General features: G+C 47.5%; 17 protein-coding genes and 1 tRNA gene. 5 read left to right on the top strand and 13 right to left on the bottom strand.

Features of this window, described 5'->3' with window-relative positions; translation table 11 throughout:
• Positions 1 to 2: 2 nt before the first annotated feature.
• The 5 genes from VN23_RS00960 to VN23_RS00940 all read right to left on the bottom strand — a co-directional run bounded on the left by VN23_RS00960 (position 3) and on the right by VN23_RS00940 (position 3,685).
• Positions 3 to 239, bottom strand: a complete 237-nt coding sequence (locus tag VN23_RS00960; protein WP_046350998.1) for a hypothetical protein — start codon at positions 237 to 239, stop codon at positions 3 to 5.
• A 116-nt stretch (positions 240 to 355) separates the two neighbouring features.
• The gene (locus tag VN23_RS00955; RefSeq protein ID WP_046350997.1) at positions 356 to 535 is read right to left on the bottom strand and encodes a hypothetical protein; all 180 of its coding nucleotides are present in this window, start codon (positions 533 to 535) and stop codon (positions 356 to 358) included.
• Positions 536 to 698: 163 nt separating this feature from the next.
• Positions 699 to 2,546 carry a 1-deoxy-D-xylulose-5-phosphate synthase gene (gene dxs, locus VN23_RS00950; protein WP_046351125.1) on the bottom strand — a complete coding sequence of 616 codons (1,848 nt, stop codon included), beginning with the start codon at positions 2,544 to 2,546 and terminating at the stop codon, positions 699 to 701.
• Positions 2,547 to 2,560: 14 nt separating this feature from the next.
• Positions 2,561 to 3,454: a polyprenyl synthetase family protein gene (locus tag VN23_RS00945; RefSeq protein WP_046350996.1), complete on the bottom strand. Its 894-nt coding sequence runs from the start codon at positions 3,452 to 3,454 to the stop codon at positions 2,561 to 2,563.
• Positions 3,455 to 3,685, bottom strand: a complete 231-nt coding sequence (locus VN23_RS00940) for an exodeoxyribonuclease VII small subunit (RefSeq protein WP_046350995.1) — start codon at positions 3,683 to 3,685, stop codon at positions 3,455 to 3,457.
• A gap of 407 nt (positions 3,686 to 4,092) precedes the next feature.
• Here VN23_RS00940 and VN23_RS00935 point away from each other — a divergent pair, with 407 nt between their 5' ends.
• From VN23_RS00935 to VN23_RS00925, 3 genes are all read left to right on the top strand, one after another.
• Entirely contained in the window at positions 4,093 to 4,941 is an 849-nt protein-coding gene (locus VN23_RS00935; protein ID WP_046350994.1) for a beta-1,6-N-acetylglucosaminyltransferase, read from the top strand.
• Between the two features lie 95 nt (positions 4,942 to 5,036).
• The gene (gene glmS, locus VN23_RS00930) at positions 5,037 to 6,818 is read left to right on the top strand and encodes a glutamine--fructose-6-phosphate transaminase (isomerizing) (RefSeq protein ID WP_052746482.1); all 1,782 of its coding nucleotides are present in this window, start codon (positions 5,037 to 5,039) and stop codon (positions 6,816 to 6,818) included.
• 155 nt (positions 6,819 to 6,973) lie between these two features.
• Entirely contained in the window at positions 6,974 to 8,617 is a 1,644-nt protein-coding gene (locus VN23_RS00925; RefSeq protein ID WP_046350993.1) for a methyl-accepting chemotaxis protein, read from the top strand.
• 54 nt (positions 8,618 to 8,671) lie between these two features.
• Here VN23_RS00925 and VN23_RS00920 read toward each other — a convergent pair whose 3' ends face one another.
• From VN23_RS00920 to VN23_RS00890, 7 genes are all read right to left on the bottom strand, one after another.
• Complete coding sequence (locus VN23_RS00920; RefSeq protein ID WP_046350992.1) at positions 8,672 to 8,938, bottom strand: hypothetical protein; 267 nt, start codon at positions 8,936 to 8,938, stop codon at positions 8,672 to 8,674.
• The gene (locus VN23_RS00915) at positions 8,935 to 9,318 is read right to left on the bottom strand and encodes a phage holin family protein (protein WP_046351123.1); all 384 of its coding nucleotides are present in this window, start codon (positions 9,316 to 9,318) and stop codon (positions 8,935 to 8,937) included. The genes VN23_RS00920 and VN23_RS00915 overlap by 4 nt, the downstream gene beginning before the upstream one ends.
• Before the next feature lie 5 nt (positions 9,319 to 9,323).
• The gene (locus VN23_RS00910; protein WP_046350991.1) at positions 9,324 to 9,623 is read right to left on the bottom strand and encodes a DUF883 family protein; all 300 of its coding nucleotides are present in this window, start codon (positions 9,621 to 9,623) and stop codon (positions 9,324 to 9,326) included.
• 70 nt (positions 9,624 to 9,693) lie between these two features.
• Entirely contained in the window at positions 9,694 to 10,527 is an 834-nt protein-coding gene (gene nadC / locus VN23_RS00905; RefSeq protein ID WP_046350990.1) for a carboxylating nicotinate-nucleotide diphosphorylase, read from the bottom strand.
• Positions 10,528 to 10,678: 151 nt separating this feature from the next.
• Entirely contained in the window at positions 10,679 to 12,031 is a 1,353-nt protein-coding gene (locus VN23_RS00900; RefSeq protein ID WP_046350989.1) for a phosphomannomutase/phosphoglucomutase, read from the bottom strand.
• Positions 12,032 to 12,042: 11 nt separating this feature from the next.
• On the bottom strand, positions 12,043 to 13,041 hold the full coding sequence (locus VN23_RS00895) for a YheT family hydrolase (RefSeq protein WP_046350988.1): 999 nt from the start codon (positions 13,039 to 13,041) through the stop codon (positions 12,043 to 12,045).
• A gap of 134 nt (positions 13,042 to 13,175) precedes the next feature.
• Positions 13,176 to 14,780: an ABC-F family ATPase gene (locus VN23_RS00890; RefSeq protein WP_046350987.1), complete on the bottom strand. Its 1,605-nt coding sequence runs from the start codon at positions 14,778 to 14,780 to the stop codon at positions 13,176 to 13,178.
• 842 nt (positions 14,781 to 15,622) lie between these two features.
• Here VN23_RS00890 and VN23_RS00885 point away from each other — a divergent pair.
• Together VN23_RS00885 and VN23_RS00880 are read left to right on the top strand one after the other, a co-directional pair.
• Positions 15,623 to 17,140 carry a hypothetical protein gene (locus tag VN23_RS00885; RefSeq protein WP_046350986.1) on the top strand — a complete coding sequence of 506 codons (1,518 nt, stop codon included), beginning with the start codon at positions 15,623 to 15,625 and terminating at the stop codon, positions 17,138 to 17,140.
• A gap of 106 nt (positions 17,141 to 17,246) precedes the next feature.
• Positions 17,247 to 17,336: transfer RNA gene (locus VN23_RS00880), tRNA-Ser, on the top strand.
• A gap of 184 nt (positions 17,337 to 17,520) precedes the next feature.
• Here the strand turns inward: VN23_RS00880 and VN23_RS00875 are convergent.
• On the bottom strand, positions 17,521 to 18,540 hold the full coding sequence (locus VN23_RS00875; RefSeq protein ID WP_046350985.1) for a porin: 1,020 nt from the start codon (positions 18,538 to 18,540) through the stop codon (positions 17,521 to 17,523).
• Between the last annotated feature and the right edge of the window lie 42 nt (positions 18,541 to 18,582).

The following is an 18,582-nucleotide window of genomic DNA, read 5'->3' as shown; positions in this document are numbered from 1 at the left end:
GATCAGATCTCACGCAAATGAAAAACTAAATCCTTTAATGCTTCTTGCGAAATGCCATCTAAGGTGGGGGAACGACGATCAATTTCATTTGCAAGATCGTACAACATCCATTCCATTTCACTGAGCATGGCTTGTAATTCAGCCAGCATTTCCGGATCATTCTGGCCAAAGGAATACATCGCGGTGACAACATCCGGGTTTAAGCCTGCCTGCAAAATTAAAGAGCGGATACTATCCATGCGCTCAAATAAAAACCCAAAGGCGAAGTGGCTTTTGCTTTTGCTTTTGCTTTTGCTTTTGCTTTTGCTTCGGCTTTCGTTTGCCCTTCAAGCATGGCATGTAAAGCCAGCCATGCTTACAAAAAATCGGCAATATGCGCTAATTGCAAAGAAGTATCTTTACCTATTACAGCAGGTGTCGCCTCATGCGGGGATGAACGCAATAAATCCCGTAAGGCACGAATAGAGGCCAGATCAAAACGGCTTTGATTTAAGGTAAATAGAACATCCAGTCGCTGTAAATCAAAGCGGCGCAATACCGCATCGTAACGAGTTATTTCCGAGGAGCATAATGCAGTGAATGGCCGTTTTCCGCCTCAGCCCCAAAACTGTAGCCAACGCAGCCGTGAATGAAACGTCAACAAACCCTAATGCATAAAAAAACGAGGCATCGCCTCGTTTTTCTTCACAATCCTGCCTTTAAATCACCCAGCGCTGACGGATACTTGCCGCAATCCCAGCGGCATCCAAACCGCATTCAGCCAGTTGTACCTGCTGATCGGCATGATCCACATAGCGATCAGGAAAGCCTAGCTGCAATAATGGCTTGCATGTATTTTGCGCCATTAAGCTTTCCAGGACAGCAGAGCCCGCACCGCCCATGATTGCGCCTTCTTCAACCGTCACCAGATAATCATGGCTGGCTGCTAATTCGGCAATCAAAGCACTATCCATCGGCTTCACAAAACGCATATTCACCACCGTTGCGTCTAATGCTTCACCCGCGTCTAAAGCTGCACTAAGCACAGGGCCAAACGCCATGATGGCGATCTTGCTGCCCCGGCGACGTACTTCAGCACAGCCCATAGGGATAGCGGTCATAGTGCTTTGCACGTCAACCCCTGGCCCCGTGCCACGAGGATAACGCACTGCGCTTGGGCCATCATGCAAGAAAGCCGTGTAGAGCATTTGGCGGCATTCGTTTTCATCTGCTGGCGTCAGCACCACCATATTGGGAATGCAGCGCAAAAACGCAATATCGAATGAGCCTGCATGGGTCGGCCCATCTGCGCCCACTTGCCCGGCGCGATCAATTGCAAAGACCACCGGCAAGTTTTGCAATGCCACATCATGGATCAGCTGATCATAAGCGCGCTGCAAGAAAGTAGAGTAAATCGCCACCACCGGCTTTAAGCCTTCACAGGCGAGCCCTGCGGCAAATGTCACCGCATGTTGTTCGGCAATGCCTACATCAAAGTATCGCTGTGGGTATTCTTGCTCAAAGCGAACAAGGCCAGAGCCTTCACGCATGGCGGGCGTAATGCCCAGCAAGCGCTCATCCATTTTTGCCATATCACACAGCCAATCACCAAAAATCTTGGTGTAGCTGACTTTGGCTGCCTTCACGCCCTGCATGCCGTCTTCTTTTTCAAACGGCGTAACGGCGTGGTATTTCACCGGATCGGCAACGGCTTTTTTATAGCCCTCTCCTTTGCGCGTCACCACATGCAAGAACTGCGGGCCTTTAAGCTGCTTGATATTCGCCAGTGTCGTCACCAGCGTATCTAAATCATGCCCATCAATCGGGCCGATATAATTAAAACCAAACTGCTCGAACATCGTACCCGGTGTGAGCAAGCCTTTAACGTGTTCTTCGCCTTTTTTCGCCAGCTCTTTTAAAGGCGGCACCACATCCAGCACCCGGCCAGAGGCGCTGCGAATGCCATTGTAAAACTTGCTTGATAGCAATTTAGACAGGTAATTGGTCAGTGCACCCACATTCGGGGAGATCGACATTTCATTGTCGTTCAGCACCACCAACAGATTCACATCCCGGTGACCGGCATTATTCAAAGCTTCAAATGCTTGCCCTGCCGTCATTGCGCCATCGCCAATCACGGCAATCGCGTGACGATCTTCGCCTTTCAACTTGGCCGCTTCAGCAAAGCCTAGTGCCGCTGCAATCGATGTGCTTGAATGCCCTACGCCAAAAGTGTCGTACTCGCTTTCTTCACGCTTAGGAAACCCTGCCAGACCATGCTGTTTACGCATGGTATGCATCTGGCCACGACGACCCGTTAAGATTTTATGCGGATAGCTTTGATGGCCCACATCCCAAACCAAGCGATCGTGTGGCGTATTAAAAACATAATGCAACGCAACGGTCAGCTCGAGTGCGCCTAAATTAGAAGCAAAATGCCCACCCGTTTGGCTAACGGAATCAAGCAAATAATTGCGCAGCTCATTGGCCAACTGGGGCAAATCGGCTTTGGCCAATTTTTTAAGTTCCAGCGGACAAGACACCTTATCAAGCAGGGGGTAACTCATATCGAGTTTCTTCATCAGTTAGTGCGTTCCACAATAAAATCGGCCAAGAGCACTAAGCCACGGGCTTTTTCACCAAAAGGAGCAATCGCAGCCAGCGCTTCGGCTTTTAGCTCAGCGGCTTTTTGTTTTGCCGTGGCGAGCCCCAGCAAGGAGACATAAGTAGGTTTATTATTCGCCGCATCTTTGCCTGCTGTTTTACCCAGAGTGGCTGAATCCGCTTCTTCGTCCAGCACATCATCAACCACTTGAAAAGCCAAGCCAATACATTGAGCGTAGTAGTCTAATCTGCCCCGGTCTTCATCGCTGATGGCTACACCGCAATATGAACCCAGCATCACAGCGGCACGAATCAGCGCCCCCGTTTTTAAGCCATGCATTTGCTCTAGCTCAGGCAAGCTTAAAGCTTGCCCCACACTATATAGATCCACTCCTTGGCCACCACACATACCAAGGCTGCCCGAAGCACGGGCAAGTATATTTACCATTTTTAGCTGATCACGAGGCTCATCTGCCAATGTACAGGAAGTCAGGATATCAAACGCAGCGGTTTGCAAAGCATCGCCTGCTAATAATGCCGTAGCCTCACCAAAAGCAATATGGCATGTTGGTTTGCCACGACGCAAAACATCATCATCCATTGTCGGCATATCGTCGTGCACCAGCGAATAGGCGTGAATCAACTCAACCGCAGCGCCTACATACTGCAAACGATCGGGTGAGGCGTCCACAACAGCGCCCGCCGCAAATGCCAATAAAGGGCGCACCCGCTTGCCGCCATCAAGCACTGAATAGCGCATGGCCGTATGCAATTGAGAGGGTAAATGATCTGCCGCAGGTAAAACAGTTTTAAGCGTCTGCTCCATACGAGCCTGAACGTCTTGCATCCAGCTTTTAAATTCTAATGTCATCTATTCTTTATCCGCAGAGAAAGGCTTGAGCTCCGCCCCTTCAAGCACACGAATGCGCTGCTCGGCATCCACTAAACGGCTTTCGCAAAATTGTAGTAATTCAGTACCACGCTGATAAGTCGTCAATGCTGTTTCCAGCGGCAGCGAGCCCGCTTCCATTTCAGCAATCAAACTTTCCAGCTCCTGAAGACCAGCTTCAAAGCTGACGGGGCTTTTAGTTGCTTTCGGCATGCGCTAAATATCCCGAATAAAACCGCAAACTTTAGCCCTATGAGGCTATACAGTCAATATTGATTAGGCTTAGGTCCTGTGTCATTGCATTGTTGCACAGACTATTACCACATTATTTATTTCATCTTATTAATTAAAACCGCAATAGCTATATATGATTATTTAATCATCAGCTAATTCACATCGCTCGGGCTTGGCGCAGGCAAAGCGGGTTCGGAGGGCATTGGGCTTACAACGCGGGTAGTCTGTCAACATGATACAGCGCTGGATATTCAGTGCACTATCTTGCCTAACGCCCTGCTTTTTTTCCTTTCACTCTGTAAAAGTGCTTAAAGTTTGTGCATAACATCATTTATTTGCAAAGTATTCGGGTTAGAATTAAAACCATTTATTAAATGGAAATCAGAATGCGTATTGGCTATTTAATCCTATGCCACGCTCACCCAGCGCAATTAGGCCGCCTATGCCAACAGCTTTTTGCAGAAAATACCCGGCTTTATATTCATGTTGATGCCAATACACCGGCCGATATTTTAACCGCCATGCAAGAGGCCACGCCTGCAGAAGCGTGCTTTATTGAACGGCAAGCTTGTCGCTGGGGCGGTTTTTCGCTGGTAAGTGCGAGCTTGGCACTAATTCAAGCGGCACTGAAAGACGATTGTGATTATCTGATATTGCTCTCTGCTCAAGATTATCCACTGAAATCCAAACAAGAAACGATCAATCAGCTGCAGCAGCACGCTGGCTTTATTGAGTTTCGCCCTCAGCCTGATCCCGATTTTGATATCCGCTACCGCTATCAAAGCTATCACCCGGAGTGGCTCAAGGGCAGCCTAGCGGGTAAGTTATTGCAAAAAATACAACGCCCGCTTAACCGGCTTGGCCTATTACAACGCAAACTACCACGCGCAATTCATACCATTTACTCCGGCTCTCAGTGGTGGTGTTTATCTAGGCGCGCCTGCCAAGCCTTGCTTCAGTTTTGTGCGGAAAACCCAGAAGTAATCCAGTACTTTCGCCAGACCTTGGTGCCAGATGAAATGTTTGTCCAAACCATCCTGATGCACACGCCCATTGCTAAAGAACTAGTCAATGATTCACAGCATTATCTGGAATGGGAAACAGGGGCTTGGTCACCCCGCACCTTTGAGATCAGCGATGTAACACGCTTACTTGCCTGCCCATCACTCTTTGCCCGAAAATTTGCTGGCGATGGCTTGGTCACCTCACAGCTCAGCGCGCATTTGAACAACTAGCCCCCGACACCCTCTTTATTCTTACAAAATAAGTCATATATTTTTTGGCATATATCAGATAATAAAGGGAACCAACAAAATATTGGAGCGAGAATATGGGTGCTTTGATTGGAATCGTTTCTCAAGATAATGTTCTGAAAAATATCAGCCAACAACTCAATACCATGATTGAGCAAGGCCATTGCAGTGCGACTTTAATCACCGATCAGCCAGAAGCGCAGATTTTATCCTGCCCCATTCTGACTCTGCACCTGCATTTACATGAGCAAACAGCCCATCGCACCTTAATTCGCTTGGATTGGGATAAACCGGTTAAGCACAGCATTGCCAGTAGCCGGGATACGATTACAGTGAGCTGCCGGGGCTTAATTGAAAATAGCGAGGCCTTACAGGATAAGCTGGCCACCTTAGGCTATCTGAACGACAAGCCCAGCACCGCCCAACTTGCCGCAGATTTAATTCATTGGCATTACCGCAGCCAGCATGATCTATTAAAAGCCGTTCATTTAGCCGCCAGTGAGCTCATCGGGGTTTACGCCATAGGCGTGATGTCTGCAGAAAATGAAATCATCTGCACCTCCAGACACATCCCCCTCTTTATTTCAGTAGGCCAAAGCAGTGCAGGCTTTTCTGATCAGCCACAAGCGCTGCAAAGCATTGCCCCGGACATCATTCGCCTGGCTTTAGGGGACACCGCCAGATTTAGTCCCGGCAAGTGCACAATTCTTAACCCACTAGGGGAGCCCTGCCAGAGAGAGCCTGAAGACTTTCAGCAAGCCAGAATAAAGCTGCATGGCTTTCATCACTATATGCAGAAAGAGATCAATGAGCAGGCGGCAATTTTTGCAGATATTCTGGACGATAGCGGCTGCGACGCCAATTTGGCTCAATTATTAGATAACGATGCCGCTCGTATTCTCTGCGATATAGAAGGCATCACCTTGCTAGCCAGCGGCAGCAGCTATCATGCCGCACTGATCGCCCGTTATTGGTTTGAAGCCTTAGCCGGCCTGCCATGCACGGTGGAGCTGGCCAGCGAATATCGCTACCGCGATGCGGTGCAGCACCACAACACGCTGATTATTGCGATTTCCCAATCCGGTGAAACCGCCGACACGATCGCGGCGCTTAAATACGCACAAAGCCAGAATCATGCACACACGCTGGCCATCTCAAACGCCTCCCCCAGTACCTTGATGCAACTCGCCCGCTTTCAACTCTTTTTAGCGGCGGGGCCAGAAATTGGCGTCACCTCAACCAAAACATTTAGCACCCAGCTCCTGACCTTATATCGGCTGGCGCTCTGCTTTGCCAAGCTACGTGGCCATCTGCCCCCTGCCACGGAAGCGGCTGCCATTCATGATCTGCTGCGCCTTCCACGGGCAGCCAGTGATCTTGCGGTGATCACAGAGCAATTACAAGAATGGGCGAACAAAATATTCGATAGTAAGCAGCTCTTTTTTGTAGGCCGGCATCTTTATTACCCGCTTGCCCAGGAAGCCGCTTTAAAGATGCAAGAAGTCGCCTATATCCACGCATATGGTTTTCCTGCCGGCGAGCTGATCCATGGGCCGCTAACCTTAATCAACAAAGATTTACCCGTAATCGCCTGCTTGCCCTGGAACCGCTTAACCGAAAAACTACTCGCTAATTTGCAAGAAGTCAGAGCCAGAGGCGGTGAATTGTTTATTTTATCGGATGCGGGTCTCGCCTCTGCAGAGCACTTTAATGTGATTTGCATGCCAAACAATCTGCATGATTTAAATCCTATTTTGTATGGCATCGCCTTACAAACACTGGCATATAACACCGCTATTTTGCAGAAAAACGAGATTGATACCCCAAGATACCTGAGTAAATCTGTAACCAAAGTATAAGTAATAATCAATCTTAAAAAATGCTAAAGACAGTAAATGATCGACTATTTTTTAGCACGCAAACTCATGTTTGAAACGATCATTTTTTGTCATATTCATGCAACATAATAATCATACTCTTCGCCGGTTTCTTCCTACTAAATTAGAGAAATCTGATGAGAATGACCACGCAATTAAAATGGGTAAGCGGCTTGACTGTTGTAGCCCTTGTCTCCCTTGCCTGCTGGATGACATGGAAGAGCAACACACTTGCGCATGATTTCCAGTTTCATCACGACAGCCAAAATGCAGTCAATTCTCTGAATCAGATCCGCAGTACCATGCTGATTATTTCCAGGCTCGACCCCCTAGTCGATACCGCCAAGCAACAATTACAAACCGCTCAACAAACGGTACAAAGCGCGAGCCCCGTTATCAGAGCGCACTTGGCTCCTTCTGAGCAGCAAAAGCTCGATGCCCTGCTCAGCCAACACTGGCAAAACTATCTAAAACAATTTCAAAGCGCGATCACCATTGCCAGCGAAAGCCCGCAAGATGCTCTAAGCATTCCGGAGCAAATTTATAAAAATGATTTGGAGCCCGCCTTAGCGGTACTCAATCAATTAGAAACGGGCTTGCAAACTCAATCACGCGCAGCAAATCAGGCCATCAGCGCCCATATCGATCAGCTCTTACGTACCGTGCTCTTGCCGCTTTTATTCAGCGCTCTCTTTATTGTGCTCAGCCAGCTACATTTTGCCCGCAAGCTCAAAAGCCGCTTACATGCAATGGCCACAGAAACGGCAAAACTAGAGACCGGTGATTTAACCAGCCGGATTGCAGAAACCCCGGATGAATTAGGTGAGCTGGGCCAAGGAATCAACCGCTTTCTGAATCAGCTGGAAAACACGCTACAGCAAGCACGCCAAGCCTCACAACTTTCACGGGAAGAAGCAAACCATATTACTCAGCTCGCCAAGGCTAACCATGAAGGGGCAAGCTTACAAAGTAATCATCTACTGGAAATCGGCTCGAGCAGCATCCTGCTGCAAGATTCAATCACTCATATCAGTGTGCAAGCTGTACGCACGGCCATCATTAGTCAGCAATCGCTGGTCAATGTGCAAGCGGCTCATTCTGCAGGGCATGATTCAAAGCTCAAGTTGGAAGCATTAACAGATGATTTTAATCAGATAGAAACCACCATACAGGCGCTCACCCATGCCATACGCCAGATCGTCAATGTAGCCACCATGATCGAAGATATTGCCGGGCAAACAAACTTGCTCGCGCTGAATGCCGCGATTGAAGCAGCAAGAGCAGGTGAGCATGGTCGTGGATTTGCAGTGGTGGCCGATGAAGTCAGAAAACTCTCTCACCTAACCGCAAATTCAACTAAAGACATCCGCCGCATTCTGGACGACACGCAAGCCTGCACTCAGGAAACACTTGCAGCCATGCAATCTGCGGCATCGCATGTTATTGAATGCCGGCAAGACAGCCACACCATTAGTAGCGCATTGGGAGAAATCAATCAGGCCGCCAGCAAGGTCAACGAAATGATGGAAACCATCAGCACCGCAGTAGAAGAGCAAAGCGCCTTCAGCGAAGCCATCAATGAAAGATTACGAGATATTGGGGGTAATGCGCAGGCCAGCAGCCAGAGAAGTGAGCAAATGCTCAGCGAGCTGAGCGAGCTGACTTATGCGGCGAATCATCTTGATACGCAATTGGCCTTTTTTAAATTTCGCCACCATCTGCAAATAGACCATGCACAAAAAACCAGCGAGCCTGCGCTAAGCTTAGGCATTGCTACATAAAAAAATAAGCCGAGCATCGCTCGGCTTATTTTTATTTGGCTACAGCTGGCTAAGCTAAGTTCGTTTCCTCATCACAAACCGGGCAATCTGTAACACCCCCAATGCAAGCGCAAGGTGCTTTTTCAAGCCTTCAGAACGCAGCGCAAATCGTGCTAATTTCAGCCAGCCTAATAAGCCGCCTTTAGGCTGGCTGATCGCTAAACCCTCTTGCAGAAAATTAATCGGCTGGGCAAAGGCTTTCAACTCTTGCCGCAACGCTTGCCGCTGCTGTTCGGCTTTGAGCTGCAAAAACTGTTTACGATAGAAGCGCGCTAATTTCATGCCTCATCCTCAGCGTGAAGTAAGGCTTTGCGATCACGAGCCAGCTCGCCGCAGGTCGCCGGAAACAAATCAGCGGCGTGTTTTAGGCGATGACGTAAGTAAGCAGCAAAGCCAATTGCAGCTCCGCCGTATACCAGCATAAGCCCAAGCGCGACGGCAATCCGATGGCTATCCCAAAAAATAATCAACAGCAAAACGGCAGCTAAAGCCAGACATAAGCCCCCTAGCACCACAGACAGCACGCCCAAAATAAAATTAACGGCAAAACGCTGCAAAGCGTCCTGCAGCTCTAAACCGAACAATTCAAGATGTGTGCCAAGCAAACCAGCTACCTGAGCCAAAATACGCTGCACGCTGGCAAGAAGAGGAGTCGGAGGCATCACAATTAACGACGCGAGATCAACATACCTACCAGCGCGCCTACCGCTGCTGCCACACCAATGGCTTGCCAAGGATGATCGTGCACATACTCGTCGGTAACTTTAGCGGCTTTTTTAGCCTTGGCAACCGCAACTTGTTCGACTTCTACCAGACGAACTTTGGCCATACGCAAACGTTCAACGGCCCGGGCATACAGAGCCTCAGCATCTTTACCACCGGCCTGAGACGCTTCAAGCAAAAGTTGCTCAGCTTCTTGCAAAATATCTTGTGATTGATCGAGTAAAGTTTCGCTATTGGTATTCATAAGAAAAGCTCCTTAGAAGTACGAGAGAAAAAAACTGACACAAGTTAAGAGGGGTATAGCTGTTCCGTTCTTACACAAACCGCATTGATAAATCGACTGCTTGCACATCTTTAGTTAGCTTACCAATTGAAATACGCTGAACGCCTGTTTCGGCGATTTCACGCACAGTATCCTCATCTACGCCGCCAGAAGCCTCTAAAACAGCACTATTTCCCGCCAATGCCACTGCAGCGCGTAGATCAGTTAAATTCATATTATCGAGCAGTACTGACTTAGCGCCAGCATGTAAAGCCTGCTCCAGCTCATGAATGGTTTCTACCTCTATCTGAATACTAACATCAGGCGGAGCCAACTTCACAGCTACTTGTAAGGCTGCGGCAATACTACCAGCAGCTAAGATATGGTTTTCTTTTATTAAAATACCATCGTATAAGCCAATGCGCTGGTTCTGCCCACCGCCCACCGTCACGGCATATTTCTGCGCCAAGCGTAAGCCTGGCAGCGTTTTACGTGTGTCATGAATTTTTGCTGAAGTATGACTCACTAAATCAACATAACGACGCGTTTCACTCGCCACTGCCGATAAAGTTTGTAAGAAATTTAACGCGCTCCGTTCTGCCGTTAATAAGCTGCGCGCCAGCCCATGGATGCGGCACAGGGCTTGATCAGCCTCAACACGCTCGCCTTCCTGAGCCAGCCATTCTATTTTCACCCGTGAATCAACCTGGCGAAATACTTCGTCAAACCAAGCCTGCCCGCATAACACGGCACTTTGCCTGGCAATCACTGTGGCACTGCCTTGGGTGTCGCTCGTAATCAACATAGCAGTCCAGTCACAATGGCCGATGTCTTCCTGTAAAGCATTTGCTACTTGTGCGGCGATAAGGTGTGGAGCAGGAATCATTGTTTTTCCAAAAATAAATACAGACCCGCATTCAGCAAAGTCTTGATAAACCCGTCATCAATACACTTAGGATGGTACAAGCTGCCACACAGCAGCATCCACCTAATTCCTCTAAAAAAAATACGCCGGATAGCTTATAAGCCATCGTGCATTACGCCACCAGCGGAAACTCCAGCGGCGCAATTGCCGCTGCTAATTCTGAGCGTATTCTTGCTAAGCCCAGCGATGTTTGTGCCTCTATCCTCAGCGTTAAGACCGGCGTGGTATTTGACGCACGAATCAGGCCAAAGCCGTCTGCATATTCAATACGTAAACCATCGATCGTAAAAATACGCAAAGCCTGAGGAAAAACTGCGTTTTGAGCAATTTTGGCAACCAATTGATGCCCATCTTGCTCTAAGGCCACTTGCAGCTCAGGTGTGGAAACAGAGCGGGGCAATGTGCTTAGCATTTGCTCTAAATCCTTCTCTGCCATCAGCTTTAAAAATCGGGCCCCAGCAAACAAAGCATCATCGTCTTGCCAGTCATTAAAAGCAAAATGCCCGGATAACTCCCCTGCAAGCAAGGCTTGGGAATCATGCAAATGACGTTTCATATGCCCATGCCCTGTTGGGATTGCGGCGCAACTCCCCCCCTTGCTTTTCACCCACGTTGCAATTAAGCCACTCGATTTCACATCATATAAAATATGCCCCGGCTGTTTTTCTAAAGCCGCCGCGGCAAATAACATCAGTAATCGGTCGCCAGGGATGCTTTCACCATGACTAGTCACCACTCCTAAGCGATCCCCATCACCATCAAATGCCAGCCCGATATCTGCATTCTGCTCTAACACAACGCGCTTTAAGTCAGCGAGATTCGCCTCAACCTGCGGATCGGGGTGGTGATTAGGAAAAGCACCATCAACCTGGCAAAATAACTCAATCACATCGCAGCCTAAGGCACGATATAAATCAGGAGCGAACGCCCCCGGCACACCATTGCCACAATCCACCACCACTTTAAAAGGCCGCGCTAAAGGGCAAATCGCTGCCACAGCAGTATAGTAATCAGCAGCAATATTAAGCGGCTGAATCTGCCCATTGCCTGCAATAAAATCATCGGCTTCAATACGCAGCCGTAAGGCCTGCAAAGCTTCGCCATCAATGGTTTCGCCTGCCAACGTCATTTTAATACCATTATAGTCAGCAGGATTATGGCTACCGGTAATCATTACCCCGGAACCTGCAGCATACTGACGGGCTGCAAAATAGAGCAAGGGTGTGGCTGCCAACCCTAAATCAAGCACGGTAATGCCACTTGCCACCAGCGCGTTGATCAAAGCAGCAGCCAAAGCAGGACTGGAAAAACGGCCGTCCCGAGCAACCGCAATGCGCTGAATGCCGCGCTGATGGGCCTCTGCACCTAAACCCAAACCAATATAGTGAGCCACCTCAGTGGTAAGCAGCGATGTTTGAGCCCGAATATCGTAAGCTTTAAAAAGACGAGGAGAAAGCAGAGGCAAAATAAGCTCCCTTAGCGAGGCTGCGGTAAGTGGCACTGAAAGAAACGATGCAAGGTTTGTGGCAACCACTGCAAGTGGCCCGGCATCGCACCGGAGACAAAGCCAACATGTCCCCCTTCCCGCGTTTGCATTAGTGTAACGTGATCAGACACTTCCGCCTGCAAAGGCAAAGACTCATAAGGTACAAAAGGATCATTTTTTGCATTAATCACTAAACTGGGCAGACGGATTGAAGCAAGATGAGGCTTGCAGCTTGCAGATTGCCAATAATGATCGACACTTTTAAAGCCATGAATGGGAGCCGTCACCAAGTCATCAAACTCACGCAATGTAGTAGCGCGGCGTAAGCTTTCCTGATCAAGAAAAGGATTATCAACCAGCTTTAGTTTAGCAAAGGTCTTCTTGCGTAAGCTGCGCAAAAATTCACGCGTGTACACCCTGCGATTAAAGCCCTGATCCAGCGCATTGCCCGTTGCAGTTAAATCCATCGGCGCACATACCGCAGCAGCAGCATTAATCACCGCAGAAGCGGCCTCGCCCTGCTCTCCCAGCCACTTAAGCAAAGCATTTCCGCCTAGCGAAACGCCCACCGCAAAAATTGGCACATCCGGATATTGCGCACGAATGCGGCAAAGCACCCAATCAATTTCGGCAGAGTCTCCCGCATGGTAAGCCCTTGGTAATCGATTAATGGCATTGCCACAGGAGCGAAAATGCGGCACCACGCCTCGCCAGCCCAAAGGGTAAAGATAATCAAATAAAGAGGTTGCATAGTGGCTGCGCGAGCTGCCTTCCAGGCCATGAAATAACACCACTAGGGGTGTGCCTACCCGCCCCTCTACCCAATCAAGCACAATGGAATCTAAATCCGGCGTAATCCAAGATTCTCTGCGATATATCGGCGTTTTTTTCCACATTAGCGCCGCAGGATAGATCGTTTGTGCATGCCCACCGGGCAGCCACGCAGGGGCAGGGTAAACTGGCACAGTAAAGGGAGTGGTGCGAGACATAGCGAGATATCAATCCAGAAGAGCAAAAATACACATAAAAAAGGGGCGAATAAACGCCCCTTCAATATTAACACAAAAGCTTACTCAAAACTTTCTTTGCATTTCCTAAGCAGACTGAAATAAGCTAAGCTTACTTAATCAAGACCTCGGCTAGCCAAGTAATCTTCATAGCCACCCACATAGTAGTTGTAAGTACCATCACCGTTCAGCTCTAAAATTTGCGTTGCCAGCGAGCTTACAAAAATCCGGTCATGCGACACAAACAGCAGCGTGCCTTTGAATAAATCCAAAGCCAGATTCAGAGATTCAATCGACTCCATATCCATATGGTTTGTTGGCTCATCCATAATCAGCACATTCGGCGTTTCAAGGATTAACTTGCCATACAGCATGCGGCCTTTTTCACCCCCTGACAGCACGGTAACCATTTTCTTCACATCATCACCGCCAAACAGCAAGCGGCCTAAGATGCTACGAATCACTTGATCATCGGTACCGGGCTGGCTCCACTGCTTCATCCAATCAAACAGAGTGATTTCTTGTTCAAAATCAGCTTCATGATCCTGAGCAAAATAACCAAGCTGGGCTTTTTCTGCCCATTTAATCTTGCCGCTATCTGGCTTAATCGCATCCATCAGCAGCTTCATCAGCGTGGATTTACCCACACCATTACCACCAATGACGGCAATCTTTTGACCCGCTTCTAAGATCAGGTCTAGATTCTGGATCAGCGGCTTATCAAAAGACTTAGATACTAAAGACAGCTCAACAGCTTGACGATGCAGTTTGGATTTTTCTTCCACTTCAAAGCGGATATAAGGATTCTGACGGCTAGATGGTTTGACATCGACCATGCCTTCTTTAATCTTATCGGCCAGCTTCAAGCGGCTTGTCGCCTGACGTGCCTTCGATTTATTGGCCGAGAAACGCGCAGCAAAGGAATTAAGCTCGGCTACTTTTTCTTTGGCTTTCTGGTTATCTGTCAGCAAACGCTCACGAGCTTGGGTCGATGCGATCATGTAATCGTCGTAAGTACCCGGATAGATACGAATTTCACGGAAATCCACATCGGCCACGTGCGTACACACTTGATTCAAGAAATGACGATCGTGCGAAATAATAATCATGGTGGAATCGCGCTCATTCAGCGAGTTTTCCAGCCAACGAATTGTGTTGATATCCAAGTTATTGGTCGGCTCATCGAGCAGCAATACTTCCGGATTAGAAAACAATGCCTGCGCCAGCAATACGCGTAGTTTCCAGCCCGGAGCAACATCGCTCATCGGGCCGTTATGCTGCTCAATTGGAATCCCTGCGCCCAATAATAATGCACCAGCACGCGCTTCAGCAGTGTAGCCATCATATTCAGCCACTTTACCTTCCAGATCGGCTGCACGCATATAATCGTCTTCGGTGGCTTCCAGATTGGCATAAATTGCATCCCGCTCTGCTAAAACAGCCCACAACTCTGTATGACCTTGCATCACCACATCAATCACGCGGCTATCTTCAAACGCAAACTGATCTTGCTTCAGCTTACCCAAGCGCACGCCGGGCTCTAAGCTGACATTACCGCCTGTCGGCTCTAAATCGCCGCCCAGGATTTTCATAAAAGTTGACTTGCCGCAGCCGTTTGCGCCAATCAAGCCATAGCGATTACCATCGCCAAACTTAACAGAAACCTTTTCAAATAAAGGCTTCGCGCCAAATTGCATCGTAATATTAAAAGTACTAATCATGGTCCGTTTACCCTATTGCTACACAGATACATCGTTGTATTTTTTTAAAAAAATGATCACTTGCTCGCTTTCGCACAGATGCATCATCTGCAATATTTATATCTTGGTCCGTTTATTTATGCCTACAGATACATCTTTGTATTTTATAAGAAAATAATATTTTATCCGCTTTATCGGGCGGTGCATCGTTGCAAACACGACATACAGATCTTGTTGCTCTCATTACAGTGCAAACGCATCATAAAGAGCGATATAAGCGAATGCGCCAGCAGCAGTGGTGAGCTGCAAACTACGCGGGCACAAAGGCGGGGATTTTATCACAGCACAGCGTCTTGATCCCCATACCTAGCGACCAGAAGGATAAGATCAGCACTAAAACCACTCAGCCACCGGCAATAATTGCCTGTAATGCCCTCACCCCATTAAAAGCACTACCGCTATACTAGAGCGACTTTTTCACAGTTTATCTATACTCAAACCAAGCATTCGCACAACCTCCGCTCATCAATCGGTAAGCGATGCAAGATATGCCCTTCTTTTCTTGCTAACGCTGTAAAATAGCGGCCATTAACCATATGATCAGACCGCATATAAAATATTTCATCCACTATTTTGTTGCTCCGGCAAAGCCCGTGCAATTAAAGCAACAATCTAATTAGCATATTGACTGACTTGTGTATCGCAGATACAAAAACTCTAAATAAGCATGACTACATTGCATTGCCACTAGATAGCATGCCACATTTCTGCCAAGCAGATGATGACTACGCGATGATGAAAATTTAACGCTAAAAATAGATCTAACTCTTTAACCCATACTGTGTGCCGAGGTAGAACAGCAGATGTTTGATATCAAAGGCCTTGTTAATTCTCTCTTTCAGCCAGCGAGCCAAGAGGGTGTTTTTAATCTGAAATCAGCCACTATATTTATGGAAGAGCTGCCCGAAAGCGATATTTTGCAAGCACAAATAGAAATTGTAAAAGCGCTGAAACAGCTCAATAGCAATCCAAAAATAAGTGCAACTGAGCGATTTAAAACAATACCTTATCTTGAAGAAAAAGCGCAGCCATTACAAAGCCATCTGCTGGATATCTATCATGGCCGCCTGATTGAAGAAGGCACCACATCTCATCAAGTGCTGCCCACCATTTTAAGCTTTTGGCATGAAATGGCAGCAGGCTATCTAAGCTGCATTAAACAAGGCAGCCAAAAAAAGTTCGTGCCCACACAAAAAATTGAGCAATTTACATTGAGGGCAATGGAGCTCTACGCGATACAAGCACAATATGCCTATATGCGGCACTTAGAAATTGACCACCATATCTGGCGCAATCTCAACCGCCTTTATCAATTTGCAGAGCAGAGTAATTTTGCTGATAAGCCACAAATAGCGGCTGAAAACATCAGCATCTATCAGGTCTACGTGCGAGCACTGATGTTGTCTTTGGCTAGCCCTGAAAAAATCCAATCGGCCCAGATTGAGCTCATCGCCATCTGGCTAAAAAAATGGATCAATGAGATTGTCTTAGAAAAAGAGCTCAAACCACACCAACATTTATTTGCAATCAATCTCACTGGCACCAGCTCACCTAAACGCATTCGGCGGGATATGGTTGGAGAAAACTGGCGCTATTGGACTGCTGATCCTGTTACCACGCAAATCCAAAAACTGATCACACAAATTAGCCAAGGTGAACCCACCTCGCTGCTTGGCGTACCGGCAGAATCATCAACTCCAGCTAATTTAGAGTTACTTCAAACACTGTGTAATTTGTGGTCTAAAGACACCATCACACCCGTGCGCAAACATGAAAGACAAAGTAATAATAAATCCATCAGAGTGATTACCGGCCTCCCCAACATCCTGCCCTTTATGTCACAGCAAGGGAAAACAGCAACAACAAGTGCAGATCATGTCAGCGCTGAAAAATGGGAACTGGGGGATGAGAGCGCCAGCGGCTTTGGCTTAAATTACCATAGTGATATCCAGCTTGAAACTGGAGAGCTGCTAGGGTTAGCAAACCTTAGCAACCACCCGTTTACGATTGGCATTGTGCGCCGTTTCAATCGAAGCCATAAAGGGTTTGTCAGCGTGGGTGTAGAAACACTGACACAAACCCCTTTAATCGTCGAGCTTACCCCCTTACTCGCCGAGCACAGCATCTCATGCATTTATGCCCCTGAAGGCCCAAGCAGCAACCCCGCACGGTTCCTTATTATTCCCAATGATATTTACACTGAAAATAAAGAGTATAAATTTACGGCCCAGAACAAAAGCTATCGCATCCGCCTATCCCCTGCGCTAGAACACACCCCCACCTTTGTCTTAGCCAAATTTACCGTCTTAGAAAAGCTATAAGCGCACAAAATAATATACGGGCAATTATTTTTACAATTTAGTTTACACTTCCTCAAAAGTTCCGCTATAATGCGTTCCTGTCTGTTTTGAAAAGAACAGAACAAAAGGAAGTGTGGCCGAGTGGTTTAAGGCAGCAGTCTTGAAAACTGCCGAGGATGCAAGTCCTCCGTGGGTTCGAATCCGACCGCTTCCGCCAGGATTCAAAATAAAGCCCCTGATGAAAATCAGGGGCTTTATTCGTTTTAAAACCACAAAAAATAAACGCGCTCAATCATGTTGTGGGCGCTCAAAAACCCCACCCTCAAATAATAAACAGCACTAGCGCAAAAAACCCCACCAAAGTGGGGTTTTTTATTTCGTTTAAATATGTAATTAAACGACTAGAAACCTGTCCATGTACCAACAACCAAACGCTGCATGCTGTCTTTATTACCTGCCATTCCCTGTGCTTGGTAAGTAAAGCCAACTGGGTTTTTACCTGCATCACCTAGCTTAATATAACGATACTGTACAAAAGCCATCGTGTTCTTAGAAACATTATAACCAAGCTGAGTGCTTAACTGGTCCGCTTTATTATCTCCACCACCATTATCCTTGATGTGAGTCCAGCCCGCGTTCAAAGACAGTTTGTCATTGAAGTTGTATCCAACCTTACCATGAATAGCATCTTCTTTTACATCGGTGCGATCATACTTGTCGTGCGCCCAATCCAAAGATAATGTAACTGGGCCAAATGCACCACGTGCACCAACAAAGAATGTACTGTCATAGCCACTAGCACTTACTGCAGCAGTGCCATTTTTCTTAGCAAGGTAAGAAGCATCTACGTGAAATGCACCAAACTTCGCTCCACCGCCCAACTCGTAACCTTGCGTACCGTTACGTTTATCTGTAAAGCCAGTACCCAGATCAGCAGATGCAAATACATTTACAGCACCGAAAGAGCCTTCATAACCAACAGCATTATCCCAGAACGCAGCATCAGTCACACCACGATCTTGCCCAGTGTTACCCGAACCATCAGTCAAATATGGCCAGTCTTTTTGTAAGTAAGTTGCTTGGAATATACGACCGAACTTAACCGAACCCAAGTTACCCTTAACGCCAATATAAGCCTCACGAGTACCAAAAGCCGCTGGAGCTGTTGCTTTATCACTACCGCCAGGGCCTGGCTTTTGAGAAATGCGCCAGATAGTGGACATACCGTTATCCCACTTATCCACACCATCAAAGTTCAGCACAACAGGAGTATCAATCGCAAACTTACCCTTACCATCAGCAGTTTGGTTTGTGTAATACATTACATCCAGTTCAGCAGAACCACTAATAGTAACTTCTGCGTAAGCAGAAGCTGAGCATGCAGCTGCAACAGCAGCAACGATCAGAGCACGTTTAAACATTATTCATCTCTCTCTAAAAGGGAATATGGTTTTTTTAACTTC

Origin of the sequence: Janthinobacterium sp. B9-8, assembly GCF_000969645.2 — a bacterium.
GTDB lineage: Bacteria > Pseudomonadota > Gammaproteobacteria > Burkholderiales > Chitinibacteraceae > Iodobacter.
Note: the sequence above shows the minus strand (reverse complement) of the source record. Positions and strands in the feature narration are given on the sequence as shown.